Origin of the sequence: Streptomyces curacoi (assembly GCF_001513975.1) — a bacterium.
GTDB lineage: Bacteria > Actinomycetota > Actinomycetes > Streptomycetales > Streptomycetaceae > Streptomyces > Streptomyces curacoi.
The window spans coordinates 339,172-363,817 of the sequence record NZ_KQ947991.1 but is presented as its reverse complement, the minus strand read 5'-3'; the positions used below and the strand labels follow the sequence as shown (position 1 = coordinate 363,817).

Genomic DNA, 24,646 nt, shown 5'->3' with positions numbered 1-24,646 from the left:
AGGGTGCGGGTCGTGTGTGGCTGGTCGCGCCCACGCGGCGGAGCCCATATCGATACAGCCCCGCGCCCCTCGGCTGGTCGCAGTGGCCCTTCCCTGGGACATACCGACCGGTTAGTCTGGCGCAGCAGTGGAGCCGCGCATAAGGAGACCGATGGTGGAAGCCCTGCAGGATGCCGGAGTGGTCGTCACCGGAGCGGGAGGCGGCATCGGGGCCGCCCTGGCCCGTCGGTTCGCCGCGGAGGGGGCCCGGGTCGTCGTCAATGATCTGGATGCCGACAAAGCGAAGGCCGTCGCCGACGAGATCGGTGGTACTGCCGTACCGGGCGATGCCTCCGCCATCGTTGCCGACGCCCGGGACGCCCTCGGCGGCACCGTCGACGTCTACTGCGCCAACGCCGGGGTCGCCTTCGGCGGGGCGGGCCTCGCCGATCTCGCCGACGACAAGGCCTGGGCGCTGTCCTGGGACGTCAACGTCATGGCCCATGTCCGCGCGGCCCACGCCCTGCTCCCGGACTGGCTGGAGCGCGGCAGCGGGCGGTTCGTCTCCACCGTCTCCGCCGCCGGACTGCTCACCATGATCGGGGCCGCGCCCTACGCCGTCACCAAGCACGGCGCGTACGCCTTCGCCGAGTACCTGTCGCTGACGTACCGTCACCGCGGTCTGAAGGTCCACGCCATCTGCCCGCAGGGCGTGCGCACCGACATGCTGGACGCCACCGGCAGCGCCGGGGACCTGGTGCTGAAGCCCACGGCCATCGCGCCGGAGGACGTGGCGGAGGCGCTGTTCAAGGGCATGGCGGAAGACCGCTTCCTGATCCTGCCGCACCCCGAGGTCGCCGGGTACTACGAGGCGCGGGCTGCCCGGCCCGACCGCTGGCTGGCCGGTATGAACCACATCCAGCAGAAGTGGGAGGAGGCCCGGTGACCGGCTCCCGGTACGCGGCCAAGCCCTGGCTGGCCCTGCTCTCCGATGCCCAGCGTGCCCCCGTCGCCCCCGCCGACTCCCTCGTGCACGCCCTGCGCCGGGCCGCCGCCGAGACCCCGGAGCGCGCCTTCCTCGCCTACTTCGACGGCCGCCTGACCTACCGCGAGGCCGACGAGCTCAGCGACTCCGTCGCCGGGCACCTCGCCGCCCGTGGCCTGGAGCGCGGCGACCGGGTGGCGATCCTGCTGCAGAACTCCCCGCACTTCGTGCTCGCCCTGCTGGGTGCCTGGAAGGCGGGGGCGGTCGTCGTGCCCGTCAACCCGATGTACAAGTCGGGAGAGGTGAGCCATGTCCTCCGTGACGGTGACGTGGCCGCGCTGATCTGCTCCGACCGGGCCTGGGAGTCGTATCTGCGCGAGACGGCGGCCGAGTCGCCGGTGCGGATCGTGCTCACCGGCTGCGAGCTGGACTTCCAGACACGCAACGACGCGCGCGTGCTGACCTTCGAGCGACTCCCGCAGGCCGCCGACGACCTGACGGCCGTGGCCCGCGCCGGTCACAAGGCACCGCAGGACCGCGACCCCGGCCCGTCCGACATCGCGCTCATCAGCTACACGTCGGGCACGAGCGGCACCCCGAAGGGCGCCACCAACACGCACGGCAACATCATGTACAACGCCGAACGGCAGCGGACCGGCCTGGAACTGCCCGAGGCACCCGTCTACTTCGCGCTGGCGCCCCTGTTCCACATCACCGGCATGGTCTGCCAGCTCGGCGCCTGCCTCGACAGCGCGGGCACGCTCGTGCTGGCGTACCGCTTCGAGGCGGGTGTCGTCCTGGACGCCTTCGCCGAGCACGGGCCGCACTACACCGTCGGCCCCTCGACCGCCTTCATGGCGCTGGCCGCTCACCCGGCCGTCACGCGCGACCACTTCGCCTCCTTCCGGATGATCTCCTCCGGCGGCGCCCCGCTGCCGCCCGCCCTGGTGGAGAAGTTCCGGGCCGGCTTCGGGCCGTACATCCGCAACGGCTACGGCCTCACCGAGTGCACCGCCCCCTGTGCCTCCGTCCCGCCCGGCCTGGAGGCCCCGGTCGACCCGGTCTCCGGGACGCTCGCCGTGGGCCTGCCGGGTCCCGAGACGGTCGTACGGATCGTCGACGACCAGGGCCGGGAGGTCCCCTTCGGCGAACAGGGCGAGATCCTCGTACGCGGCCCGCAGGTCGTCCCCGGCTACTGGCGGCGGCCCGACGCCACCGCCGAGACCTTCCCCGACGGCGAGCTGCGCACCGGCGACATCGGCTTCATGGACGAGCAGGGCTGGCTGTACGTCGTCGACCGCAAGAAGGACATGATCAACGCGTCCGGCTTCAAGGTGTGGCCGCGCGAGGTCGAGGACGTGCTCTACACGCACCCGGCGGTGCGCGAGGCGGCCGTCGTCGGGGTGCCCGACGGCTACCGCGGGGAGACCGTGAAGGCGTACATCAGCCTCCGTCCGGGTGCCGAAGCCGACCCCGACGCACTCGCCGCGTACTGCAGGGAGAGACTGGCCGCCTACAAATATCCGCGTCAGGTGGAGATCCTGCCCGACTTGCCCAAGACGGCAAGTGGGAAGATCCTCCGTCGGGAACTCCGTTCCCGTGGGTACGACGGCTAGACATCCAGCAGACATCTCGGAAGGGCAGGTGGCGGCACAGTGGCCAGGACGACGGACGGAGACGGTACGCCCGTCCCGCAGCGGCTGCTCGCCGCCGCCACCCGGCTCTTCGCCGAGCAGGGCTACGACCGCACCTCGGTGCAGGAGATCGTCGAGGCGGCCGGCGTCACCAAGGGGGCGCTGTACCACTACTTCGGCTCCAAGGACGACCTCCTGCACGAGGTGTACGCCCGCGTGCTGCGCCTCCAGCAGGAGCGCCTGGACGCCTTCGCGCAGGCCGACGAGCCGGTCGAGAAGCGCCTCCGGGACGCGGCGGCGGACGTCGTGGTGACGACCATCGACAACCTCGACGACGCGATGATCTTCTGGCGGTCCATGCACCACCTCAGCCCGGAGAAGAACAAGCAGGTGCGCGCCGAGCGGCGCCGCTACCACGAACGCTTCCGTGCGCTCATCGAGGAGGGCCAGGAGGCGGGCGTCTTCTCCAGGGCGACCCCGGCCGACCTGGTGGTCGACTACCACTTCGGGTCGGTCCACCACTTGTCGACCTGGTACCGCCCGGACGGCCCGATGGGCCCCCAGGAGGTCGCCGACCACCTGGCGGACCTGCTGCTGCGGGCGTTGCGACCGTGAGGGCGCGGGGTGGTTCTCGCCCCCGCCGCCCCTACCCTTCCCATCCTGAAGGGGCTCCGCCCCTTCGACCCCGCCAGGGGGCTCCGCCCCCTGGACCCCTGCTCCTCAAACGCCGGAGGGGCTGGTTTTCAGCCCGTCCGGCGTTTGAGGACGAGGCCCGTTCAGGGCCGAAGCGGGGGTCTGGGGGCCGCAGGCCCCCAGGGGACGGGAATGGGTAGGGGCGGCGGGGGCGAGAAACCCTCCCCCCCCCCGCCTCACAGGTACTTCTTCAGCTCCCGCCGCGCCAGCGACCGCTGATGCACCTCGTCCGGACCGTCGGCGATCATCAGCGTCCGCGCCCCGGCGTACAGCTCGGCCAGCGGGAAGTCCTGACTGACGCCGCCCGCACCGTGCAACTGGATCGCCCGGTCGATGATGTCGACGACCGCGCGAGGCGTGGCGATCTTGATGGCCTGGATCTCGGTGTGGGCACCCTTGTTGCCGACGGTGTCCATCAGCCAGGCCGTCTTCAGCACCAGCAGCCGCAGCTGCTCGACGGTGACACGCGCGTCGGCGATCCAGTTGTGGACCACGCCCTGCTGGGCCAGCGCCTTGCCGAAGGCCGTGCGGGACACCGCCCGGCGGCACATCAGCTCGATCGCCCGCTCGGCCATGCCGATCAGCCGCATGCAGTGGTGGATCCGCCCGGGACCGAGCCGGGCCTGGGCGATGGCGAAGCCGCCGCCCTCCTCGCCGATCAGGTTGGACACCGGCACGCGCGCGTGGTCGAAGATCACCTCGGCGTGGCCGCCGTGGTAGTGGTCCTCGTAGCCGAAGACCCGCATCGCGCGCCTGACCGTGACGCCCGGGGTGTCGCGGGGGACGAGGACCATGGACTGCTGGCGTCGGATGTCCTCGCCGTCCGGGTCCGTCTTGCCCATCACGATGAAGATCTTGCAGTCCGGGTTCATCGCCCCGGAGATGTACCACTTGCGGCCGGTGATGACGTACTCGTCGCCGTCCCGCTCGATCAGCGTGGTGATGTTCGTGGCGTCCGAGGAGGCCACGTCCGGCTCGGTCATCGCGAACGCCGACCGGATCTCACCCGCCAGCAGCGGCTCCAGCCACTGCTTCTTCTGCTGCTCGTCGGCGAACTGCGCCAGCACCTCCATGTTCCCGGTGTCGGGCGCCGCGCAGTTGGTCGCGGTGGGCGCGAGCTGCGGGGAGCGGCCGGTGATCTCGGCGAGCGGGGCGTACTGGAGGTTGGTGAGGCCGGCGCCGTGCTCGGCGTCGGGCAGGAAGAGATTCCACAGGCCCTGCCTGCGGGCCTCGGCCTTGAGCTCCTCGACCACCGCCGGCGTGTCCCACGGCGAGGCCAGCTGTGCGCGCTGCTCCTCCGCCACGGCCTCGGCCGGATAGACGTACTCGTCCATGAAGGCCAGCAGCTTGGCGCGCAGCTCCTCGGTGTGTGCGTCGAACGCGAAGTCCATGTCCCGTCAGCCTTCCTGGGTGCCTTCTTGAAGAGTGGTCAGGCCGTGCTCGATGAAGACCGGGACCAGGTCGCCGATGCGGTCGAAGCCGCGGCCGACCGTCTGGCCCAGGGTGTAGCGATAGTGGATGCCCTCCAGGATCACGGCGAGCTTGAACCAGGCGAACGCCGTGTACCAGGAGACCGCGGAGACGTCGCGCCCCGAACGCGCGGCGTACCGCTCGATCAGTTCGGCCGGGTCCGGGTGCCCCGGAGCCTCGGCCGTCGTGGAGACCGGGGAGTTCGGCATCCCGAGCGGCATGCTGTACATCACCAGCAGGCCCAGGTCGGTCAGCGGGTCGCCGAGAGTCGACATCTCCCAGTCGAGGATCGCCTTGATCGTGTCGTCCTCGCCGATCAGGACGTTGTCGAGCCGGTAGTCGCCGTGCACCACGGCCGGGGCGGGGGAGGCGGGCAGTCTGCGCCCGAGCGTCGCGTGCAGCTCGTCGATGCCGGCCAGCTCGCGGTTGCGGGAGGCGTCCAGCTGCTTGCCCCAGCGGCGCAGCTGCCGGTCCAGGAAGCCCTCGGGCCGGCCGAAGTCGGCGAGCCCCACCTCGGCGGGATCCACCGCGTGCAGCTCGACGAGCGTGTCCACCAGGGACAGCACCGCGCCCCGGGTGCGCTCCGGGCCGAGCGGGGCGAGCTGGTCGGCGGTGCGGTACGGGGTGCCCTCGACGAACTCCATCACGTAGAAGGGCGCCCCGAGCACCTCCTCGTCCTCGCACAGCAGCACCGGCCGCGGCACCGGCACGTTCGTCGGGTGCAGCGCGCTGATGACCCGGTGCTCCCGCTTCATGTCGTGCGCGGTGGCCAGGACATGGCCGAGCGGGGGCCTGCGTACGACCCACTTCGACGTGCCGTCGGTGACCGCGTAGGTGAGGTTCGACCGTCCGCCCTCGATCAGCCGTCCGGTCAGCGGACCGTGCGCCAGGCCGGGCCGTTCCCGCTCGAGCAGGCCGCGCAGCCGGTCGAGGTCGAGTCCGGGCGGATGGTCGGGGCTCATACATCGCTCCTAGGGGCTGGTGAACGGTACCCGACTCATGATGCCGACCAGTCGGTATGTAGTCCAGTGCGGGACTCGAACGTGATCGGGGCCACGATAGGCCGACAGCTCCCCGCGTGGAGCGCCGGGGAGCTGTCGGTGGTGTCTTCTCGGACAGGGGTGGAGGGGGCTGGAGCCGCGCGGTGGGCTCAGTGGTCGTCCCAGTGGCCGTTGTGAGCGGCGTGCCGGTGGCCGTCGTGGAGGTAGTCGACGTGGTCGCCGTGCAGCACGCTGTCGTGGCCGCAGTCGGCGCCGTGCTGATGGCTGTGGCCCTCGTGCGCGGTGTGTCCGTCCGCCTCGCACTCGTCCCAGTGGCCGCCGTGCTCGCGGTGGAGGTGGCCGTCGTGCGCGTAGTCGGTGTGGTCGCCGTGCGGCACCGCGGTGTGCCCGCAGTCGGGGCCGTGGGCGTGCGTGTGGGAGGCGTGTTCCAGGTGCTGCGTGGTCATGGTGCTCACCTTCGGAGGTGCGGGTGATGACGTCGGACAGGCTGCCACGCGAAATGCGCATATCGGCTCATTCGGCTTGCGTGGCGTGCGGGTACCCCGGAGGGTCGAACCCATGAAGGCGATCAGTTACTCACGCTACGGCGGACCCGAGGTGCTCGCATACGGGGAAGTGCGCGACCCGAAGGTCGGCCCCGACTCGGTGCTGGTCAAGGTGCGGGCAGCGGCGGTCAATCCGGTCGACTGGAAGTGCCGTGAGGGCCATATGGGCCAGATGCTGGAGTCGGCCTTCCCGGTGGTCCCCGGCTGGGACGTCTCCGGTGTCGTGGTCCAACCGGGCGTGTCCGTCACGGAGTTCGCCGTCGGCGACGAGGTCATCGGCTACGTACGCGAGGACTTCCTCTCCCGGGGCACCTTCGCGGAGTACGTCGCGGCGCCCCTTCGCACCCTCGCCCGCAAGCCCCGCAACCTCACCTGGGAGGAGGCCGCCGGTCTGCCGCTGGTGGCGCTGACGGCGTATCAGGTGCTGGTCAAGGTGCTCCAGCTGAAGCGGGACGAGACGGTCCTCGTGCACGCAGCGGCCGGCGGCGTGGGCTCGATCGCCGTCCAGCTCGCCCGCCATCTGGGGGCCCAGGTGATCGGTACGGCGAGCGCGCACAACCACGACTTCGTACGGGGTCTCGGCGGTGAGCCGGTCGAGTACGGCGACGGCCTGGTCGAGCGGGTGCGGGAGCTTGCGCCCGAGGGCGTGGACGCGGCGTTCGACACGGTGGGCGGCGAGGCGCTGAAGGCCTCGGTCAACGTCCTGGCCCCCGAGGGCCGCCTGGTGTCGATCGCCGACCCGGACGTCTTCGACTACGGCGGCCGCTACTACTTCGTCCGCCCGGACGCGGAGGACCTGCTGCGGGTGTCCGAGCTGGCGGAGGAGGGGGCGGTGTCCGTGCATGTCTCGGAGACGTTCCCGCTGGAACGGGCGGCGGACGCACACCGGCTGAACCAGGAGGGCCGCACCCGGGGCAAGATCGTGGTGACGGTGGAATGGGAGGTGGAGGAGGCGGTGGCGCCGGAGGGGCTGTGGCAGGGGGCGGACTAGACAGACCTGCGGGGGAATCCGGCCGGGTCGAGCCGGGCCTGGACGGCGTGATCGAGAAGAAGCGCCCCTGCGGCCGATGGCCGGGACGTCGCAACGGCCCTGTGGCCCTCAGAAGACACGGCCTGTCGCCCTCAGAACACACGGCTCTGTCGCCCTCAGAAGACAAGGGCGGCGGCGCACACCGCCAAAGCCACGGTGAGCAGGGCCGTGGCCGTGGCGTGCCGGGGGGTGAGCGCGGCGGGCTCCGCCGTCGAGGCGAGGGCGCGGATGCGGCGGTGGGCGAGGAGCAGGAAGGCCAGCCACAGCGCGAAACACAGCGCGCAGGCGACGGTCCCGGCCACCGAGACCCCGCCGTGCAGCGCGGTCTTCATGCCGAGTACGGCGGCAGCGGCGCCGGACAGCGTCGTGCGCCGCCACGCCAGCCGCGTCCGCTCGGGCTGCAGCCCCGGGTCCCGCACCGGCTCGGCGACCGTCCCGCCGCTCACCCCTCCCACCCGACGAGCACGACGACCACCATCGCGACGGCCACGACCGCGACCACGAGGCTCAGCACGGCCGGGAACCGTGACACCGGCAGGTCCTCGCCCCGGCGCATCGCCCGCTCGCAGCGCACCCAGTGATTGACCGCGCGCAGGGAGCACAGCACGCCCGCCGCGAGCAGCGCGAGCGCCAGCCCCACGCGCCAGCCCCAGCGCAGGTCCGGCAGGAACTGGTCCACCGCGAAGCCGCCGCCGATGAGCGCGAGCGCGGTACGCAGCCAGGCCAGGAAGGTGCGCTCGTTCGCCAGCGAGAACCGGTAGTCGGGGGTGCCGCCCTCCTGTCGGATCTGCTGCGGCGCGAACCACAGCCGGACGTTTCGTACGAACTCGATCACATGCACGACCCTATCCGGGAGGGCGTCGGGGGCGTTCCCGGACTGCCGGACAGTCCGAGAGAGGGTGGCTCAGCCGGTCGCCCGGTGCGTCCTCAGCCGCTCGTACGCCGCCAGCCCGTCCGGCACCCACGCCCACTCGGTCAGCCGTCGCTCCAGCTCCTCCGGCGCCAGGAAGCCGTGCCAGGCGACCTCCTCCGCCTGCGGGCTCACGGGCAGTTCGCAGCGCACCTCGTACACCGCCGACCACCAGGTCTGCCCGGCGCCGTCGTCGTACAGGAACTTGAAGAGATACGTGGGGCGGGGGAGGCCGCTCACGCCGAGTTCCTCCTCGGCCTCGCGCAGGGCGGCGTCGTCGTAGGACTCGCCCGCGCCGACCACTCCTCCGACGAACATGTCGTACCGGGAGGGGAACACCAGCTTGGTCGGCGTGCGGCGGTGCACGAAGAGGCGGCCCCGCGCGTCCCGGGCCTCGATGAAGACGCAGCGGTGACGCAGCCCCTTGGCGTAGGCATCGCCGCGCGGGGACTGTCCGATGACCTGGTCGTGCTCGTCGACGATGTCGAGGATCTCGTCAGCAGCGTTCATGGGGCCATCCAAGCAGGGGGGCGCCCGTACCGGTCAGGGGGTCTGGAGAGCCGCCGCCCGCTGCGGCTGAGTGACCCCGCAGGGCATCGCCGAGTGAGTGCCGAGCAGGATGATGCCCACCACGATGCCGGCGAGCCCCGCCGCCTCCCAGGCCAGCGCACCCGCGTCGGTGCGCAGCCGGTCGCCGAGGAAGCCCACGCCGCAGGCGATGCCGGCCAGCGGCTGGGCCGCGGTCAGCGCGGGCAGGGACATGCGCAGGGACGCGGTCTCGAACGCGCTCTGGACCAGGACGAGGCCGGTGAGGCCGAGCGCCACCATGGCGTACGGCTGCCAGCCGGTCAGCACTTCCGCGAGGCCGCCCTCGGCGAAACGCTGGCCGGTCACCCGGGTCAGCGCGTCCTGCACGCCGTACAGCAGACCGGCGGCCGTCGCCAGCAGCGCCGGACCCGAGCTGAGGCGCGAGCGCTTGGCGTACGTCGTGAACAGCAGGGCCAGCCCGAGCATGACGCCGATGATCAGCCAGTGCCGCAGCGGGTCGTCGGTCGCCGTTCCGCCGCGCGGCTCTCCGGCGACGATGAACACCGTCACCCCGCCCGCGAGCAGCGCGAGGCCGGCCCAGCCCTGGCGGCCCAGCGGCTGCTTGGTCTGCCGGCGCGAGAACATGAGCGCGAACAGCAGGTTCGTCGCCAGCAGGGGCTCCACCAGGGAGATCTCGCCCTGCCCCAGGGCCATCGCGCCCAGCGCCATGCCGACCACCATGAGCCCGATGCCGCCGAGCCAGCGCGGCACCTTCATCAGGTCGAGCAGGATCCGGGGCGAGAGGAAGTCGTTCAGCGGCGCCCGCTGGGCCGCGTTCTGCTGCAGGACGAAGCCCAGTCCCAGGCAGCACGCAGCGCTCACGGCGAGTAGGAGAATCTGAAGCGACACGCTGCGTACCTCGATCATCCTGCCGGGGGAGGGGGACGGGGGTGCGTGAGGGCCGACTGTAGCGGCCTCGATCCCGGCATGCGCGTCCTGCAATCGTGCGGTGTGCGCGCGGAGCCCGCCATGACGTACGCCACACACTTGGAACAAATCCGACATTGCGGGCAAGATTTACGTCTCAACAGTCCCACTGGTAACGGAACTTGACGCGTGTAACGCGACGGCAGCCCTTGACGCGAACCGTTGGCTGCGGGTTTGCTGTGCGTGATCATTCGATGACAGTCCACATTCTGCCCCCAACAGAACCCAAGACGGTGCCCCCACCCCCGCCACCCTTCGGCCGCGCCCGAAAGCGCGCGGCCCACGCCTTCGACGCGGCCCTCGACGACGCCGAGCTCGCCGCAGCCCGCAGCGCGTTGGCCCAGGGCAGGTGGCAGACGGCCCGTTCGCTGCTCGCCCGCACCGGCGACGACTGGGACCGCCGAGGACACCGCGTCACCGTCCTCGCCCAGGAGCCGTACTGCGTCGCCTGGACCCGCGACTGGCTGCTCGCCGAGCCCGACTCGGTCGACGCCGCCGTCCTGCTCGCCCTCGCCCAGGTCCGGCGTGCCCTGCGCGGCAAGCAGAAACCGGTCCGCGCCCGCGAGGCCTGCCACACCGCCGCCGCGCTCGCGCCCGCCGACCCCACCCCATGGCTCGGCCTGCTCATGCTGGAGAGCGCCCTGGGTGCCGAGGGCGAGGTGAGACGCCTCTTCGACGAGGTCCGCGCCCGGTACGCCGACCATCACCACGCCCACCATCTGATGGTCGCCCGGCTCGCCGAGCACCGCGTCGGCGCCGGCCCCGACCCGCTGCACGAGGTCTACGACTTCGCCAACGAGGCCGCCGAGCGGGCGCCCGCCGACTCCCCGCTCGCCATCCTCCCGGTCATCGCCCACGCCGAGCGCTACCGCGTCCTCGCGGCGGCGGGACACGAGCCCCGCGACGCGGCCGCCTCCGCGCACTGGACCGGCCGCCGGGCCCGGCAGGTGATGAGAGCGGCCTTCGACTGGTGGCTGGAATGGGAGCAGGAAGGCCATCCGCGCCGGCTGATCGACCTGAACTTCCTCGCCCACGCCAAGGTCTGCGAGGGCCGGGGCGCGGAGGCGGCCGCCCTGTTCCACCGCATCGGCGAGCACGCCACCCCCTCGCCCTGGTCGTACCCGGACCGCGATCCGTACCCCGCCTTCCGTGCCGCGCGCGACACCGCCCTCGGCATGGCGTGAACGCACCTGACCCGACCGCACACCAAGCGCCCCCGACCCGACGAAGGACGGTCCCACCGATGACGACGGGCAGTTCCAGCACGAGCCGAGCCACCGCGGACGGCGGCGGCATCAGTACGTTCAAGGGGCAGGACCGAGCCCTGCGCGCCGACCGGCTGGGCACGGCGGGCCTGCTCCTGTCCGTCCTCGCCGCCACCGCGCCCCTGATGGTCGTCGCGGGTGTCATGCCCACGACCTTCGGGGTGATGGGCATCCTCGGGCAGCCGTTGCTCTTCGTGATCCTCGGCCTCGTCCTCGCGCTCTTCAGCGTCGGATACGCCGAGATGAGCCGGCATGTCCACAACGCCGGCGCCTTCTACGCCTACATCGCCCGCGGCCTCGGCGGCACCGCCGGCTCCGGCGCCGCGATGGTCGCGCTCGTCGCCTACAACGCCCTCCAGGTCGGCATCTACGGCATCTTCGGCTTCGAGGTCTCCGGACTGTTCGCCACCTACCTGGACACCGAGGTCGCCTGGTGGATACCGGCGCTGCTGGCCGTGCTCGCCGTCGGCGCGCTCGGCTGGCTGAAGATCGACCTCAACGCGCGCGTGCTCGGCGTTCTGCTGGTCATCGAGGTCGCCCTGGTCGTCATCTTCGACGTCGCCGCGCTCGCCGACCCCGGCAAGGAGGGTCTGTCGCTGCACGCCTTCGACCCGGACACGCTCACCGGCGCGGGCATCGGCACCGCCCTCTGCTTCTGCGTCGCCGCCTTCCTCGGCTTCGAGCAGGCCCCCGTCTACGCCGAGGAGACCAGCCGCCCGCACGTCCTGGTGCCCCGCGTGATGTTCCTGGCCATCGGCGGCATCGCCGTCTTCTACACGATCAGCTGCTGGGCGTACACCGTCGCCACCGGGCCGTCGGCCATCGTCGGCACCGCGCAGGAGCAGAGCGCCGGGCTGCTGTTCTTCCTCTCCGAGGACCTGCTCGGGGCCGGCTTCACCGATGTCCTGCACGTGCTGTTCGTGACCGGCATGTTCGCGGCGATGCTCAGCTTCCACAACGTCGTCGCGCGCTACGCCTTCGCCATGGGCCGCGAGGGCCTGCTGCCCGCCGTCTTCGGCCGCACCAGCGGTGCGAGCGGCGCCCCCGGCACCGGTTCGCTGCTGCAGACCGTGATCTCGCTGGTGGTCGTCGCCCTCTTCGCGCTCACCGACGACAAGCCCGTCGGCGACCCGACCGCACCGGTCCTGCACCTGTTCACCTGGATGGGCAGCCTCGGCGCGCTGGGCGTCACCGCCCTGATGGCCGCCGCCTCGGTCTCCGTGGTCGTCTTCTTCGTCCGCCGCGGGGCCGTCGCCGCCCAGTTCTGGCGGCTGGCCGCCTCCGGGCTCGCCGTCCTCGCGCTGCTCTTCATCGTCGTCTACACCGTCAAGGACTTCGACGTGCTGATCGGGGCGGGCCCGGGCTCGTCCCTGAGCTGGGCGCTGCCCGCCGTCATCGCCCTCGCCCTGGCCGCCGGCCTGGTCCAGGGACTCCTCCTGCGCTCCCGTGCCCCCGAGACCCACGCCCGCATCGGGCTCGGCAACGAGGCGTTCCAGCTGGAGAAGGCGGCTCGCGGGGACTCCTGAGAAGCGGGTGAGAAGTGGTTACCGAACTCTGACGGGCACCCGCGATCCCTGGCCCCGCGAGGGACGCGGGTGCTCGAATGAGTAGGTGAACTCCGAACAACCCGATGAGCAGCGGGGCAAACCCATCGGCCGCCGCGTCCTCCTCGGCACCCTCGGCCTGGGCGCCCTCGGCGTGGTCACCGCGCCCACCCTGCAACGCGGCCTGGAGTCCTTCCTCGCGAGCGCCTCCGACAAGGACCCCACCGGTCTGACGGACCTGCTGCCCAACGGCGGCGGCTTCCGCTACTACTCGGTCGCCTCCTCCGTACCCCGCAAGGACGCCACCACCTATCGCCTCACGGTCGACGGCCTGGTCGACCACCCCAGGACGTACACCCTGCCCGAGCTGCGCGCCCTGCCGCAGACCCGGCTGGTGCGCGACGTCCAGTGCGTCACCGGCTGGCGGGTGCCCGACACGCCCTTCGAAGGGGTGCGCCTGTCCCGGCTGCTCGACGCCGCGGGAGTACGCCGAGAGGCCGGGGCGGTGCGCTTCACCTGCTTCGACGGCACGTACACCGAGAGCCTCACCCTGGACCAGGCCCGCCGCGCGGACGTCCTGGTCGCCCTGCGCATGCAGGACAAGGACCTCGGCCACGCCCACGGCGGCCCGGTCCGCCTCTATGTGGCGCCCATGTACTTCTACAAGTCCGCCAAGTGGCTCTCCGGCATCACCGTCACCAAGAAGGTGAAGCCCGGCTACTGGGAGGAACGCGGCTACGACGTCGACGCCTGGGTCGGCCGTTCGAACGGACGGGACGATGAGCCTACGACTTGACGCACCCACCGGCGCCGTGCGCGTGCGGCGCTTCAGCCGGGCCGAGCGCTGGGTGCACCGTACGACGGCCGCGCTGATGGGCGTGTGCGTGGTGACGGCGGCCTGCCTGTACGTCCCGCAGCTCGCCGAACTCGTCGGCCGCCGCGAGCTGGTGGTCCGCCTCCACGAGTGGGCCGGCCTCGCCCTGCCCGTGCCCGTCCTGGCCGGCCTCGCCTCCCGCGCGTTCCGCGCCGACCTGCGCTTCCTCAACCGCTTCGGCCCGCACGACCGCGTGTGGCTGCGCGCCGCCCTGCGCCGTGACAAGCGGGCCGCCGCCCGTCCGGCGGGGAAGTTCAACGCCGGGCAGAAGATCTACGCCGCCTGGATCGCCGGGGCGACGCTGGTGATGCTCGGCACCGGTCTGATGATGTGGTTCACGCATCTCACCCCCCTGGTGTGGCGTACGAGTGCCACCTTCGTCCACGACTGGCTGGCCCTCACCATCGGGATCGTCCTCGCCGGCCATATCGGCATGGCGCTGGGGGATCCCGAGGCCCGGCGGGGTATGCGAACCGGCTCGGTGAGCCGGGAGTGGGCCGAGCGGGAGCATTCGGTGTGGCGTCCATGACAGGGGCTCCCCGGCAAGGGGCGTCGAGTCCGGGGCGTTTGGGCTCGCGCCCGGGTCCGGCTCCTGCACCACGTCCGGCGCGCTGACGGTGAAGGCGGCCGGCATTCGGCTCTCGACGCCTGCGTGCCGGACGGTCACGTCGGCCGGGCCCGGCTCCAGAGCCGGTATGACGACGGACAGCACCAGCCGGTCGCCCGACTCCGACTTCAGGACCGGCACCCCGGGCACCTGCTGTCCGCCGATGCTCACGCTCGCGTCGCGCAGCAGTTCGGCGTGGTCGAAGTAGGTGTCCGCCAGCTCGATCCCGACCGTGTCGCCGGGCCGCGCCTCGGCGTCACCGCCCGTGTCCACCCCGGCGATCCGGTAGCCGCACGCCGGGGCGCCGTCCGTGGTGGCCGTGAGCCGCACCGTGCCGCTCGGATGGCGCCGGTGGAAGTCCAGCAGCCCGCCGAGCACGGTGTACGCGGCGCGCCCCTTGCAGGTGTCGACGCGCCCGGCGAGGGCGGCATGGACTCCGGCCGCCGTCTCCCAGCCGCCGCCCCGGCCCTGCACGGCCAGACAGGCGCCGGCCAGCCCGCGCAGCAACTGCCACTCCTCGTCCGCCGGCCGCTGCGGGATCTTCTCCAGCGCGGACCGGCACTGGGAGGGCGCGCGGAGCAGGTCGTAGACGCTCGCCGGGTCCGGTGTGCCGTCGGAGTCGGGCGAGCCCGGACCCGGCGGGAGCCAGGGGGGAGCCTGCAGGACCACGGGGTCGCTGCGGCTGGGGGAGGGGGCGGGCGCGGCACTCGGAGGCTCGCTCACCGCTCCGCTCGGGACTCCGCCGGGAGTGACCGTCGGCAGCAGAGCGCTCGCCTGCCCGTCGGGCGACTGACGTGCCACCGGGGCGGAGCGCTCCGGCGGACCGGTCGGCAGCCTCCGGGTGCCCTCGGAGGGCCCGGCGGTGACGATCGTGCTGCCCCCACCCCGTCCGTCCGTCGTGCCTGCGCCGTCACTGGTGAAGGCCGCGGCGGCCACCGCCACCGCCCCGACGACGAGCAGCCCCGAGATACGCATCCCGAGGGAAACCGCCATGACGCCCCCCGATGTTCTCGCCCCCGACGGCTGCGGCAGCCACCGGGGGTCTCCTCATCATCGGGCCGGCGGCGCCTCGGGGGAAGCCGCTTCATGTGATCGTCAGGGTCGGTTCAGCTGCCGGGAACCACGATCGCGGGCACGAAAGCCCACCGGAACACCGGCTGTTCAGGCCCCGAAGTCCAGCAACACCTTGCACGACCGGCTCCGATCGGCGGCGAGCGCCAACGCCGACTCCGCCTCCCGCACCGGCACCACCGCGCTGACCAGACCGCCCAACGACGCCTCAGCCGCGAGCAGTTCCAGCGCTGCGTCGAACTCCGTGTCGAACCGGAACGCCCCCCGCAGCTCGATCTCCCGGCTCACGACGAGGTTCCCCGCGAACGGACTTGGCCCCGGCGGCAGCATTCCCAACTGCACCACGACGCCGCCGCGCCGCACCAGCCGCAGACACGTGTCCAGCCCGGCGGCGACCCCCGAAGCCTCGATCGCCACGTCCACCTCCGGGGGCCACCCGGCATCGTCCGGGTCATCGGCCCGTACGAGGGTGTCGGCGCCGGCGGTCCGCGCGTACTCCAGCGCCGCCGGCAGCAGGTCGGTCACGGTGACGTGTGCCGCGCCTGCCGCCTTCGCCGCCGCGACCACCAGACACCCGATGGGCCCGGCACCGGCGACGAGGAGGTGCCTCCCGGCCACCTCACCGGCCCGCCGCACCGCGTGCAGCGCGACGGACAGCGGCTCGGCGAGGGCCGCCCGCCGCAGGTCCAGCCCGGCCGGGAGCGGCCTCAGCTGTTCCGCGGGGACGGCCACGCGGGCGGCGAACCCGCCCTGCACATGCGGAAAGCGGGCCGCACTGCCGAGGTAGCGGGTGTCCCGGCAGACGTTGCGCCGCCCGTCCGCGCACTCCGGGCAGACCCCGCAGGGGGTGGCGGGGTGCACCGCGACGGCCGTACCGGGAGCGGGACCCGCCCCGCCGGCACCGTACGCGACGACCGTCCCGACCACCTCGTGCCCGAGCACCATCGGCTCCCTGAGCCGGAAGTCCCCGACCCCGCCGTGCCGCCAGTAGTGCAGGTCGGAGCCGCAGATCCCGCCGTACCGCACGGCCACCAGCGCCTGCCCGGGGCCCGGCACCGGCGTCGGCAACTCGTCGACCCGTAGGTCGCCCTGACCGTGGATCACACAACCCAGCATTCGCCGGACCTCCTCAGAGCACGCTCGTCATGCCGCCGTCGACGTACAGCACCTGCCCGCTGACGAAGTCCGCGGCCGGCGAGGCGAGGAACAGCACCCCGCCCACCAGGTCCCCGGTACGCCCCCAGCGCCCGGCCGGGGTGCGCCGCCGCACCCAGGCGCTGAACTCCTCGTCCTCGACGAGCGGTCGGGTGAGCTCGGTGTCGATGTAGCCGGGGCCCAGGCCGTTGACCTGGACGCCGTACGGTCCCCAGTCGGCGCACATGCCCTTGGTGAGCATCTTCAGCGCGCCCTTGGTGGCCGCGTAGGGCGCGATGCCCGGGCGGACCACCTCGCTCTGCAGCGAGCAGATGTTGACGATCTTTCCGTGGCCACGCCGCGTCATCCGCCGGGCGGCCTCCCGGCCGACCAGGAACGCGCTGGTGAGGTTGGTGTCCAGGATCCGGTGCCAGTCGGAGTCCGTGAACTCCAGCAGGGGCGCGCGCAGTTGCATGCCCGCGTTGTTGACCAGGATGTCGAGCGGGCCCACCCGCTCCTCGACATCCGCGATCCCGGCGGCCACCGACGGACCGTCGGTCACGTCGAACACGGCCGTGTGGACGTCGCCGGGCAGTTCCCCGGCCGCCTTCGCGAGGCGTCCGCCGTCGCGTCCGTTGAGGACCACCGTGCAGCCGGCCTCGGCCAGACCTCGGGCGAGTGCCAGGCCGATGCCCCGGCTGGAGCCGGTGACCAGGGCCGTGCGGCCGCTGATGTCGAAGAGAGGGTGAGCCGTCATCGTCGTACTCCTAGATGATCAGCGAGAGCAACAGGACCACGGCACCCGCGACGACCGAGATGATCGTCTCCATGACGGACCAGGTCTTGATGGTCTGGCCGACGTTCAGCCCGAAGTACTCCTTCACCAGCCAGAAACCGGCGTCGTTGACATGGCTGAAGAAGAGCGAGCCGGCGCCGATCGCGAGGACCAGGAGCGCGGCGTGGGTCGTCGACATGTCGGCGGCCAGCGGGGCCACGAGGCCGGCGGCCGAGACCGTCGCCACCGTCGCCGAACCGGTCGCCAGCCGGATCGCCACCGCGATCAGCCAGGCCAGCAGCAGCGCGGGGATCGACCAGTCCTCGGAGATGTCGAGGACCATCTGGCCCACGCCGGTGTCGATCAGGGTCTGCTTGAAGCCACCGCCCGCGCCGACGATCAGCAGGATGCCCGCGATGGGCGCGAGCCCCTTCTCGACGAGCGGCGAGATGCGCTCCTTGCCGAACCCGGCGGGCCCGAGCAGCGTGAAGATGCCGAGCAGCACGGCGGCGAGCAGGGCGATCATCGGGGAGCCGATGACGTCGAAGACGCGCTGGACGGTGTTCTCGGGGTCGTCGATCACGATGTCGACCAGCGCCTTGGAGAGCATCAGGACGACGGGCAGGAGGATCGTCACCAGCGTGGGCCCGAAGCCGGGCAGCCGCTGCTTCAGTTCCTCGGAGGCGCGCTGGGGGATCATGCGCTCCGGAGCCGGGACGTCCACCCACCGGGCCGCGTACCGCGAGAACAGCGGACCGGCGATGATCACCGTCGGTATGGCGACGAGGACGCCGAGCGCCAGCGTGACACCCAGGTCGGCGCCGACCGCGTCGATCGCGACCAGCGGGCCGGGGTGCGGGGGGACCAGGCCGTGCATCACGGACAGACCGGCCAGGGCCGGGATGCCGATGCGCATCAGGGAGTAGTTGCCGCGCTTGGCGACCATCAGCACGACCGGGATCAGCAGTACGACGCCGACCTCGAAGAACAGCGGCAGGCCGATGACGGAGGCGATCAGCACCATCGCCCACGGCATCGAACGCCCGCCCGCCTTCGCGAGGATCGTGTCGACGATCTGGTCCGCGCCGCCGGAGTCGGCGAGCATCTTGCCGAGGATCGCGCCGAGCGCGATCAGCACGCCCACGCCGGCGACCGTGGTGCCGAGTCCGGTGGTGAAGCTGGCGATGGCCTTGTCGAGCGGTGCCCCGGCGATCGCGCCGAGTACGAGCGTTCCGAGGGTCAGCGACAGGAACGCGTGGAGCTTGAACTTGGTGATCAGCAGGACGATGACGGCGATGCCCGCCAGGACGGCGATGCCCAGCTGAGCGTGGCCGGCCGAGGTGATGGGCTCGACGGTGTCCGCTGCCAGCATCTCGACGCTGAGTCTGGTCACGGGGGTTCCCTTGCAGTACGGGGGTCGGGGAGAGGGGTGCTGCGGCGGGGGGTGGCGTTACCCGGGTGGTGGGGGGGTGCGGGGGTGTCGTCAGGCCGAGTCGGGAAGGCCGGTCAGGGCCGTGACGGCCCGTTCGGTGATCTCCTCCGGGCTGCCCGCGACGTCCACGGCGACGCCCGCCTCGTCCGGCTGCAGCGGCTGGAGCGTGGCGAACTGGGAGTCGAGCAGTGCCGTGGGCATGAAGTGCCCCTGCCGGTGCGACATCCGGTTCTCGATGAGCGCGCGGTCGCCCGTGAGGTGCACGAAGACGACGCCGGGCGCGGCGGCCCGGAGCCGGTCACGGTACGACCGCTTCAGCGCGGAGCAGCTGACCACCCCGCCCAGCCCGGCCCGCCCGTGCGCCCAGGCGCCGATGGCGTCGAGCCAGGGCCACCTGTCGTCGTCGTCGAGCGGGGTGCCGGCCGACATCTTGGTGATGTTGGCCTGCGGGTGGAAGTCGTCGCCCTCGGCGTACGGAACGCCGAGCCGGGCCGCGAGCAGGGGACCGATGGTGGTCTTCCCGGTGCCCGCGACGCCCATGACCACGACGACATGGGGGGTACTCATCGCTGCCTCACTGACTGCTGTCCTCGTCGACACCTGATGTCGACGCAACTGAAACCCATTAGGTACGACGAATTCAAGACCCTGTGATGAATAAGTCTGACTTTTTGTTGGCGTGACGTGCCCCGTACGCTGAGTGCATGAGCACAACGGGCCGGGGGCTGCACGGCCATGTACTGGAATCCCTCGGCCCCGCGATCGCCGCGGGCGAGTACCCGCCGGGCAGCGTCCTGCGCACGGACGAGCTGGCCCAGCGCTTCGACGTCTCGCGCTCGGTGATGCGCGAGGCGGTCCGGGTTCTGGAGTCCATGCACCTGGTCGAGTCCCGCCGCCGCGTGGGCGTGACGGTCCGCCCCAAGTCCGAGTGGAACGTCTACGACCCGCAGGTCATCCGCTGGCGCCTGGCCGGCGCCGACCGCCCAGGACAGCTGCGCTCACTCACCGTGCTGCGCTCGGCGATCGAGCCGGTGGCGGCAGGGCTGGCCGCCAAGAACGCCACCGCCGACCAGTGCGCCGAACTCACCGAGTGCGCCCTCGGCATGGTCGCCCACTCACGCGGCCACCAACTGGAGGGCTACCTCGTCCACGACATCGCCTTCCACCGCGTCGTCCTCACCGCCTCCGGCAACGAGATGTTCGCCCGCCTGGGCGACGTCGTCGCCGAGGTCCTCGCGGGCCGCACCCACCACGAGGTCATGTTCGAGGACCCCGACCCGGCCGCGGTGACGCTGCACGTCCAGGTCGCGGAGGCGGTCCGCGCCGGCGACGCGGCCCGAGCCGAACACCTGACCCGCGAGATCACGGTCGGCGCCCTCCAGGAGCTGGACATCCTGGCGCCATGACCGCGGCGGACGGGCGGACGGACGCCGACCGGATCACCGAGCCGCTGAAGGAGTCTTCTCCGGGCCGCGGAGAGAGCGCGCAGAGGCTGGAGCGCCGGGCGACTCCGTCAGTCCAGGAACTCCCCGTCGACGTACACCCACGCCCCGTCCACCCGCTCGAACCGGCTCCGCTCATGCAGCGACCCACCTCGGAACGAGGCCCGGAAGGTCACCGTCCCCGTGGAGTGGAACCCCGAACCGTCCGTCGTCTCCAGGACCTCCAGCCCGGTCCACCGCATCCCCGGATCGAGGTCGAGCCGCGCCGGCCGCGTCCGCGGATGCCAGGTCCGCAGCAGGTACGCCACATCCCCCTTGACGAACGCGCTGTACCGCGACCGCATGAGCGCCTCGGCGGTCGGCGCGGCGACCGCGCCCGAGTGATACCGGCCGCAGCACGCGGCGTACGCCTCGGGCAGCCCGCAGGGACAGGCCACCGCGGGCTTCGGCGCGGGGGCGGAGCCGGTGGAACGGGTGGCACGGGTGGAACGGGAGGCGCGCTTGGGCATGGCCCCCATTGTGCCGGTGCGGCTACTTGTCCCGGAGCGGCACCCTCGACGGATGCCGCTCCGCGCACTCCTCCGGACAGGCCCTGGCCCTCGTCCCCCTCCTCCCCGATCAGCCGGTCCAGCTTCTCCGCGAACCACAGCGTCACCGCCCCGGTGATCACCGGCCCCACGCCCACCGGCTGCCCGAGCGCCTCCACCGCGCCCCCCGCCGCGGTACCGGCCGTGATCGCGGCCCCCATGATCACCGCGCTCCGCAGCCCGATGCCCTTCCGCATGGTGTCCTCCTGGCTTTTCGAACTCGTGCTTGTCAGCCGGCTGACACCACCTTCGCCCGGTCGCCCACCACCCCGGCCGAATGCCGAAGACAACCGAAGACGAACACAAAGGGCCAGGTCACAGGGGTTCTTCAACGAGGTTTCGGCGAACGGCGCCGAACGTGCCCACCCAGGCTCAATACTCGCGGCGGGAGAGCGACTCCGATGAGCCGTATGACCTAGGGAGCACGACGTGTCCCGCAGCGACCTGATGGTCGCCATCTGGCGCCCGCTGAAGAAGATGGTCGAGGCCCAAGACGTCAACCGGAAGGCACTCGCCAGGCAGTTGGGGCTCGGCGCCTCCGGCCTGTCCGAACTGCTGAACGGGCTGCGGGCCACGGCTCCGAGTCGGGACGTGGTCCGCACGATCGTGAGCGCCTGCGGCGAAGACGCTCAGCTTTCCTACTGGGACAAGCGGCTGACGGAACTGAAGGACGAGGCTGCTGAAACTGGCTGTCGCTCTCGATCGGCGTGAGTGGTGTGAGGAGTACGAGTACGCCCCACGACTGCTCGACATGATGGACGGCCGCACTCGGCACTCGCTGCTCCCGCACGAGGCGGAGTACCTGAGCAGGTGGACGGCCGACACCCCGGACGACTGAGGACCACCCCGGAACGACGAAGAGCCCCTCACGAGGAGGGGCTCTTCGATCTGTGTCCGAGGGGGGACTTGAACCCCCACGCCCGATAAAGGGCACTAGCACCTCAAGCTAGCGCGTCTGCCATTCCGCCACCCGGACAAGGTGTCTGTCGTGCGGGGTTTCCCCCGCGGCGACAGAGGAAACATTACCAGGCTTTCGAGGGGTGCCCGATCACCCCCCTCGTGGCGTGAACGGCGTGTGACGGGTCGCGGCCGGTCTTGGGCGGGACCGGGGGGAGGGGGAGGATGAGGGGGACCACCAGCAGCGACAGTGCGGGAGGAAGCAGCGTGAGCGAGACGGACACGGCCAGGGGCGTCACCGGCGAGGACGAGGTCGTGGACCTCTGCCGCGAGCTGATCCAGATCGACACCAGCAACTACGGCGACCACTCGGGTCCCGGTGAGCGCAAGGCGGCCGAGTACGTGGCCGAGAAGCTCGCCGAGGTGGGCCTCGAACCGAAGATCTTCGAGTCGCACCCGGGGCGCGCCTCCACGGTGGCGCGGATCGCGGGGGAGGACCCGTCCCGGCCCGCGCTGCTGATCCACGGCCACACCGACGTCGTGCCGGCCAACGCCGACGACTGGACCCACCACCCCTTCTCCGGCGAGGTCGCGGACGGGTGCGTGTGGGGGCGCGGGGCCGTCGACATGAAGGACATGGACGCGATGACCCTGGCGGTCGTACGCGACCGGCTGCGCAGCGGGCGCAGGCCGCCGCGGGACATCGTGCTGGCGTTCCTCGCCGACGAGGAGGCCGGCGGCAAGTTCGGCGCCCGGTTCCTCGTCGACAAGCACCCGGACCTCTTCGAGGGGGTCACCGAGGCGATCAGCGAGGTGGGCGGGTTCTCGTTCACCGTGAGCGAGCAGCGGCGGCTCTATCTGATCCAGACGGCCGAGAAGGGCATGCACTGGATGAAGCTGACCGTGGCCGGCACGGCGGGGCACGGGTCGATGATCCATCGCGACAACGCGATCACCGAGCTGTCGGAGGCGGTCGCGCGGCTCGGCCGGCACAAGTTCCCGGTGCGGGTCACCAAGACCACCCGGGCCTTCCTCGACGAGCTCGGCGACGCCCTCGGCACCGAGCTCGACCCGGAGAACATGGAGGGCACCCTCGCCAAGCTCGGCGGCATCGCCAAGCTCATCGGCGCGACCCTGAGCAACACGGCCAACCCCACCCAGCTGAACGCCGGTTACAAGGTCAACGTCATCCCGGGCGAGGCCACCGCGCACGTCGACGGCCGCTTCCTGCCCGGGTACGAGGAGGAGTTCCTCGCCGACCTCGACAAGATCCTCGGGCCGAACGTGCGGCGCGAGGACGTGCACGCCGACAAGGCCGTGGAGACCGACTTCGACGGGTCGCTGGTGGCGGCGATGCAGTCCGCGCTGGTGGCCGAGGACCCGGCGGCGAAGGCGATCCCGTACATGCTCTCCGGCGGCACCGACGCCAAGTCCTTCGACGACCTGGGCATCCGGGGCTTCGGCTTCGCCCCGCTGAAGCTGCCGCCGGAGCTGGACTTCGCGGGCATGTTCCACGGCGTCGACGAGCGGGTACCGGTGGACGGGCTGAAATTCGGCGTGCGGGTGCTCGACCGGTTCATCGAAGCGTCCTGAAAAAGCCCACTGAAACGACACTTCAGCATTAGGGCAGACGTACGGTCCGTGACCGGGGAGAGTGAACGCGCTCATAAGGTCGTAGCCCTATTAGTTCCTCCTCGTTACAGGTGATGCGATCAGCTACTTGTGATCGCATTGCCAACAAGGAGGAATAATGATCAAGAAGGTCGTCGCTGCTGCGGCTGCCACCGGTGGGCTGGTTCTCGCGGGCGCGGGCCTGGCCGTTGCCGACTCTGGTGCCCAGGGTGCCGCGGTGCACTCCCCGGGTGTCCTGTCGGGCAACGTCGTTCAGGCTCCGGTTCACGCCCCCGTGAACATCTGCGGCAACACGGTCTCCGTGATCGGGCTGCTGAACCCCGCCTTCGGCAACACCTGCATGAACAAGTGACGTTGTGCCTCGCCCCGTGAAAAGGGCTGAGCCCGTCGGCCCCGGACGCGCGTGCCACGCGCTCCGGGGCCGACCGGCCTTTCGGAACGCCGGAATGTCCGGACCTCGGCATTCCGGCGTCATTCCGGCGTCGTCTTTTCGGAACAAGGTCGAAGGCAGGTAAATCAGCAATGCGACAGGTCACCCGCAAGGGCCTGATGACCGTGGCGGCCGCCACCGGCGTCCTCGCCGCCGCCACCGGCGCCGCCCACGCAACCGGCTCGGGTGCGGACGGCTCCACCTCGAACTCACCCGGCGTGCTGTCGGGCAACACGGTGCAGGCGCCGGTGCATATGCCGGTCAACGTCTGCGGCAACACGGTCGACGTCGTCGGCGTGCTCAACCCGGCGAGCGGCAACAGCTGCACCAACCAGGGCGGCGCCGTCGCCGGCGACCACGACGACTCCCAGGGCGGCTCGGGGGCGTCGTCCGGCGGGCACACCAGTGACTCGCCCGGCGTCGGCTCCGGCAACCACGTCGAGGCGCCGGTCCACGTGCCGGTCAACGTCTGCGGCAACAGCGTCAACGCCATCGGCATCGGCAACTCCGCCGAGGGCAACGACTGCTCCAACGGCGGCGGTGGCGGGAGCCACAACCCGCCCGGCAACGAGACCCCGCCCGAGTCTCCGGAGCAGCCGGGCAACCCCGGGAACCCGGGGAACCCGGGCAATCCTGGAAACCCGGACAACCCCGGTAACCCGGGCAGCCCGGAGAACCCGGACGAGCCCACCCACCCCGGCTCCCCGAGCACGCCGCCCAGCACGGGCGGCGAGACGCCGGGCGGCTCCTCGCACGTGAACCACCCGGGTGCCCAGGGCGTCACCCAGCCCCAGGGCGACGCACAGCTCGCCGAGACCGGCAGCGACCTGCCGATGGGCCTCGTCCTGCCGGTCGGCGCGGGCGCGCTGCTGGCCGGCGCGGTGCTCTACCGCAAGGCACGGGCGTCGGCGTAGCAGACATTCCGCAGGGACTCCGCAGGAACGGAGAGGGCCCCGCTTCCGCGGGGCCCTCTCCGTCTCTTCCCGTCGCCTCAGCTCACCACGTGGCCCGCACCTGGCGGATGATCCGGCGGCGCAGCCGCACCTTGCGACTGCCGTCGCGCAGCAGGCTGAGGCGGTCCAACTCCCAGTGTCCGTACTCGGCATGGTCCGTCAGCAGACGTGTGGCGTCCTTGCGGGAGACCCCGCGAGGTACGTACACGTCGACAAATTCGTATTCCGGCATCGCATCTAT

At 71.6% G+C, this 24,646-nt stretch carries 26 protein-coding genes and 1 tRNA gene; 13 read left to right on the top strand and 14 right to left on the bottom strand.

All coding sequences use genetic code 11. The features are described from left to right. Positions 1 to 151: 151 nt before the first annotated feature. From AQI70_RS27550 to AQI70_RS27540, 3 genes are read left to right on the top strand one after another with little or no spacing between them, the layout of a single operon-like run. Entirely contained in the window at positions 152 to 925 is a 774-nt protein-coding gene (locus AQI70_RS27550) for an SDR family oxidoreductase (protein ID WP_062154707.1), read from the top strand. Then, complete coding sequence (locus AQI70_RS27545) at positions 922 to 2,580, top strand: class I adenylate-forming enzyme family protein (RefSeq protein WP_062154705.1); 1,659 nt, start codon at positions 922 to 924, stop codon at positions 2,578 to 2,580. The genes AQI70_RS27550 and AQI70_RS27545 overlap by 4 nt, the downstream gene beginning before the upstream one ends. 39 nt (positions 2,581 to 2,619) lie before the next feature. Beyond that, positions 2,620 to 3,213, top strand: a complete 594-nt coding sequence (locus tag AQI70_RS27540; protein WP_004002469.1) for a TetR/AcrR family transcriptional regulator — start codon at positions 2,620 to 2,622, stop codon at positions 3,211 to 3,213. A gap of 254 nt (positions 3,214 to 3,467) precedes the next feature. Here AQI70_RS27540 and AQI70_RS27535 read toward each other — a convergent pair whose 3' ends face one another. From AQI70_RS27535 to AQI70_RS27525, 3 genes are all read right to left on the bottom strand, one after another. Further along, positions 3,468 to 4,682, bottom strand: coding sequence for an acyl-CoA dehydrogenase (locus tag AQI70_RS27535; protein WP_062154703.1), 1,215 nt, complete (start codon positions 4,680 to 4,682; stop codon positions 3,468 to 3,470). Positions 4,683 to 4,688: 6 nt separating this feature from the next. Then, on the bottom strand, positions 4,689 to 5,723 hold the full coding sequence (locus AQI70_RS27530) for a phosphotransferase family protein (RefSeq protein ID WP_062154701.1): 1,035 nt from the start codon (positions 5,721 to 5,723) through the stop codon (positions 4,689 to 4,691). A gap of 188 nt (positions 5,724 to 5,911) precedes the next feature. Then, positions 5,912 to 6,208, bottom strand: coding sequence for a hypothetical protein (locus AQI70_RS27525; protein ID WP_062154699.1), 297 nt, complete (start codon positions 6,206 to 6,208; stop codon positions 5,912 to 5,914). A 112-nt stretch (positions 6,209 to 6,320) separates the two neighbouring features. Between AQI70_RS27525 and AQI70_RS27520 the strand changes: the two genes are divergently transcribed. Beyond that, on the top strand, positions 6,321 to 7,298 hold the full coding sequence (locus AQI70_RS27520) for an NADP-dependent oxidoreductase (protein ID WP_062154697.1): 978 nt from the start codon (positions 6,321 to 6,323) through the stop codon (positions 7,296 to 7,298). 155 nt (positions 7,299 to 7,453) lie between these two features. Here the strand turns inward: AQI70_RS27520 and AQI70_RS27515 are convergent, their stop codons facing one another. From AQI70_RS27515 to AQI70_RS27500, 4 genes are all read right to left on the bottom strand, one after another. Beyond that, on the bottom strand, positions 7,454 to 7,783 hold the full coding sequence (locus AQI70_RS27515; RefSeq protein ID WP_062154685.1) for a DUF202 domain-containing protein: 330 nt from the start codon (positions 7,781 to 7,783) through the stop codon (positions 7,454 to 7,456). Continuing rightward, the gene (locus AQI70_RS27510; protein WP_062154965.1) at positions 7,780 to 8,172 is read right to left on the bottom strand and encodes a YidH family protein; all 393 of its coding nucleotides are present in this window, start codon (positions 8,170 to 8,172) and stop codon (positions 7,780 to 7,782) included. The genes AQI70_RS27515 and AQI70_RS27510 overlap by 4 nt, the downstream gene beginning before the upstream one ends. 69 nt (positions 8,173 to 8,241) lie before the next feature. Continuing rightward, positions 8,242 to 8,757, bottom strand: a complete 516-nt coding sequence (locus AQI70_RS27505; RefSeq protein WP_062154683.1) for an NUDIX hydrolase — start codon at positions 8,755 to 8,757, stop codon at positions 8,242 to 8,244. A 33-nt stretch (positions 8,758 to 8,790) separates the two neighbouring features. Further along, a complete protein-coding gene (locus AQI70_RS27500) occupies positions 8,791 to 9,702 on the bottom strand; it encodes a DMT family transporter (RefSeq protein ID WP_425264642.1) in 912 nt (303 codons plus the stop codon). Positions 9,703 to 9,995: 293 nt separating this feature from the next. Between AQI70_RS27500 and AQI70_RS27495 the strand changes: the two genes are divergently transcribed. From AQI70_RS27495 to AQI70_RS37800, 4 genes are all read left to right on the top strand, one after another. Next, positions 9,996 to 10,946, top strand: a complete 951-nt coding sequence (locus AQI70_RS27495) for a tetratricopeptide repeat protein (protein ID WP_062154680.1) — start codon at positions 9,996 to 9,998, stop codon at positions 10,944 to 10,946. A gap of 59 nt (positions 10,947 to 11,005) precedes the next feature. After that, positions 11,006 to 12,553, top strand: a complete 1,548-nt coding sequence (locus AQI70_RS27490) for an APC family permease (RefSeq protein ID WP_062154678.1) — start codon at positions 11,006 to 11,008, stop codon at positions 12,551 to 12,553. A gap of 85 nt (positions 12,554 to 12,638) precedes the next feature. After that, positions 12,639 to 13,367, top strand: a complete 729-nt coding sequence (locus AQI70_RS27485) for a molybdopterin-dependent oxidoreductase (RefSeq protein WP_062154676.1) — start codon at positions 12,639 to 12,641, stop codon at positions 13,365 to 13,367. Further along, positions 13,351 to 13,974, top strand: coding sequence for a cytochrome b/b6 domain-containing protein (locus tag AQI70_RS37800; protein ID WP_079051502.1), 624 nt, complete (start codon positions 13,351 to 13,353; stop codon positions 13,972 to 13,974). Before AQI70_RS27485 ends, AQI70_RS37800 begins: the two co-directional genes overlap by 17 nt. Before the next feature lie 1,239 nt (positions 13,975 to 15,213). Here the strand turns inward: AQI70_RS37800 and AQI70_RS27475 are convergent. The 4 genes from AQI70_RS27475 to AQI70_RS27460 form a co-directional block, all read right to left on the bottom strand. Next, positions 15,214 to 16,239: an L-idonate 5-dehydrogenase gene (locus AQI70_RS27475; protein ID WP_062154672.1), complete on the bottom strand. Its 1,026-nt coding sequence runs from the start codon at positions 16,237 to 16,239 to the stop codon at positions 15,214 to 15,216. Between the two features lie 13 nt (positions 16,240 to 16,252). After that, positions 16,253 to 17,014 carry an SDR family oxidoreductase gene (locus tag AQI70_RS27470; RefSeq protein ID WP_062154670.1) on the bottom strand — a complete coding sequence of 254 codons (762 nt, stop codon included), beginning with the start codon at positions 17,012 to 17,014 and terminating at the stop codon, positions 16,253 to 16,255. Positions 17,015 to 17,024: 10 nt separating this feature from the next. Further along, positions 17,025 to 18,425, bottom strand: coding sequence for a GntP family permease (locus tag AQI70_RS27465; RefSeq protein ID WP_062154668.1), 1,401 nt, complete (start codon positions 18,423 to 18,425; stop codon positions 17,025 to 17,027). A gap of 90 nt (positions 18,426 to 18,515) precedes the next feature. After that, complete coding sequence (locus tag AQI70_RS27460) at positions 18,516 to 19,031, bottom strand: gluconokinase (RefSeq protein ID WP_062154665.1); 516 nt, start codon at positions 19,029 to 19,031, stop codon at positions 18,516 to 18,518. A 137-nt stretch (positions 19,032 to 19,168) separates the two neighbouring features. On the opposite strand from AQI70_RS27460, the gene AQI70_RS27455 reads away from it, so the two are divergent. Further along, positions 19,169 to 19,870, top strand: coding sequence for a FadR/GntR family transcriptional regulator (locus AQI70_RS27455; protein WP_062154663.1), 702 nt, complete (start codon positions 19,169 to 19,171; stop codon positions 19,868 to 19,870). A gap of 107 nt (positions 19,871 to 19,977) precedes the next feature. Here AQI70_RS27455 and AQI70_RS27450 read toward each other — a convergent pair whose 3' ends face one another. Further along, on the bottom strand, positions 19,978 to 20,415 hold the full coding sequence (locus AQI70_RS27450; protein WP_159042705.1) for a YchJ family protein: 438 nt from the start codon (positions 20,413 to 20,415) through the stop codon (positions 19,978 to 19,980). A gap of 507 nt (positions 20,416 to 20,922) precedes the next feature. Here AQI70_RS27450 and AQI70_RS27445 point away from each other — a divergent pair. Continuing rightward, positions 20,923 to 21,204, top strand: coding sequence for a helix-turn-helix domain-containing protein (locus tag AQI70_RS27445; RefSeq protein WP_062154661.1), 282 nt, complete (start codon positions 20,923 to 20,925; stop codon positions 21,202 to 21,204). Positions 21,205 to 21,384: 180 nt separating this feature from the next. Here AQI70_RS27445 and AQI70_RS27440 read toward each other — a convergent pair. Next, positions 21,385 to 21,469: transfer RNA gene (locus AQI70_RS27440), tRNA-Leu, on the bottom strand. 188 nt (positions 21,470 to 21,657) lie between these two features. Here AQI70_RS27440 and AQI70_RS27435 point away from each other — a divergent pair. From AQI70_RS27435 to AQI70_RS27425, 3 genes are all read left to right on the top strand, one after another. Next, positions 21,658 to 22,983: a M20/M25/M40 family metallo-hydrolase gene (locus AQI70_RS27435; protein WP_062154659.1), complete on the top strand. Its 1,326-nt coding sequence runs from the start codon at positions 21,658 to 21,660 to the stop codon at positions 22,981 to 22,983. Between the two features lie 157 nt (positions 22,984 to 23,140). After that, positions 23,141 to 23,374, top strand: a complete 234-nt coding sequence (gene chpH / locus AQI70_RS27430; protein ID WP_062154657.1) for a chaplin ChpH — start codon at positions 23,141 to 23,143, stop codon at positions 23,372 to 23,374. A 170-nt stretch (positions 23,375 to 23,544) separates the two neighbouring features. Beyond that, positions 23,545 to 24,366, top strand: a complete 822-nt coding sequence (locus AQI70_RS27425; protein ID WP_062154655.1) for a chaplin — start codon at positions 23,545 to 23,547, stop codon at positions 24,364 to 24,366. 82 nt (positions 24,367 to 24,448) lie between these two features. Here the strand turns inward: AQI70_RS27425 and AQI70_RS27420 are convergent, their stop codons facing one another. Continuing rightward, positions 24,449 to 24,637: a DUF5703 family protein gene (locus AQI70_RS27420; RefSeq protein ID WP_030053310.1), complete on the bottom strand. Its 189-nt coding sequence runs from the start codon at positions 24,635 to 24,637 to the stop codon at positions 24,449 to 24,451. Positions 24,638 to 24,646: the final 9 nt, after the last annotated feature.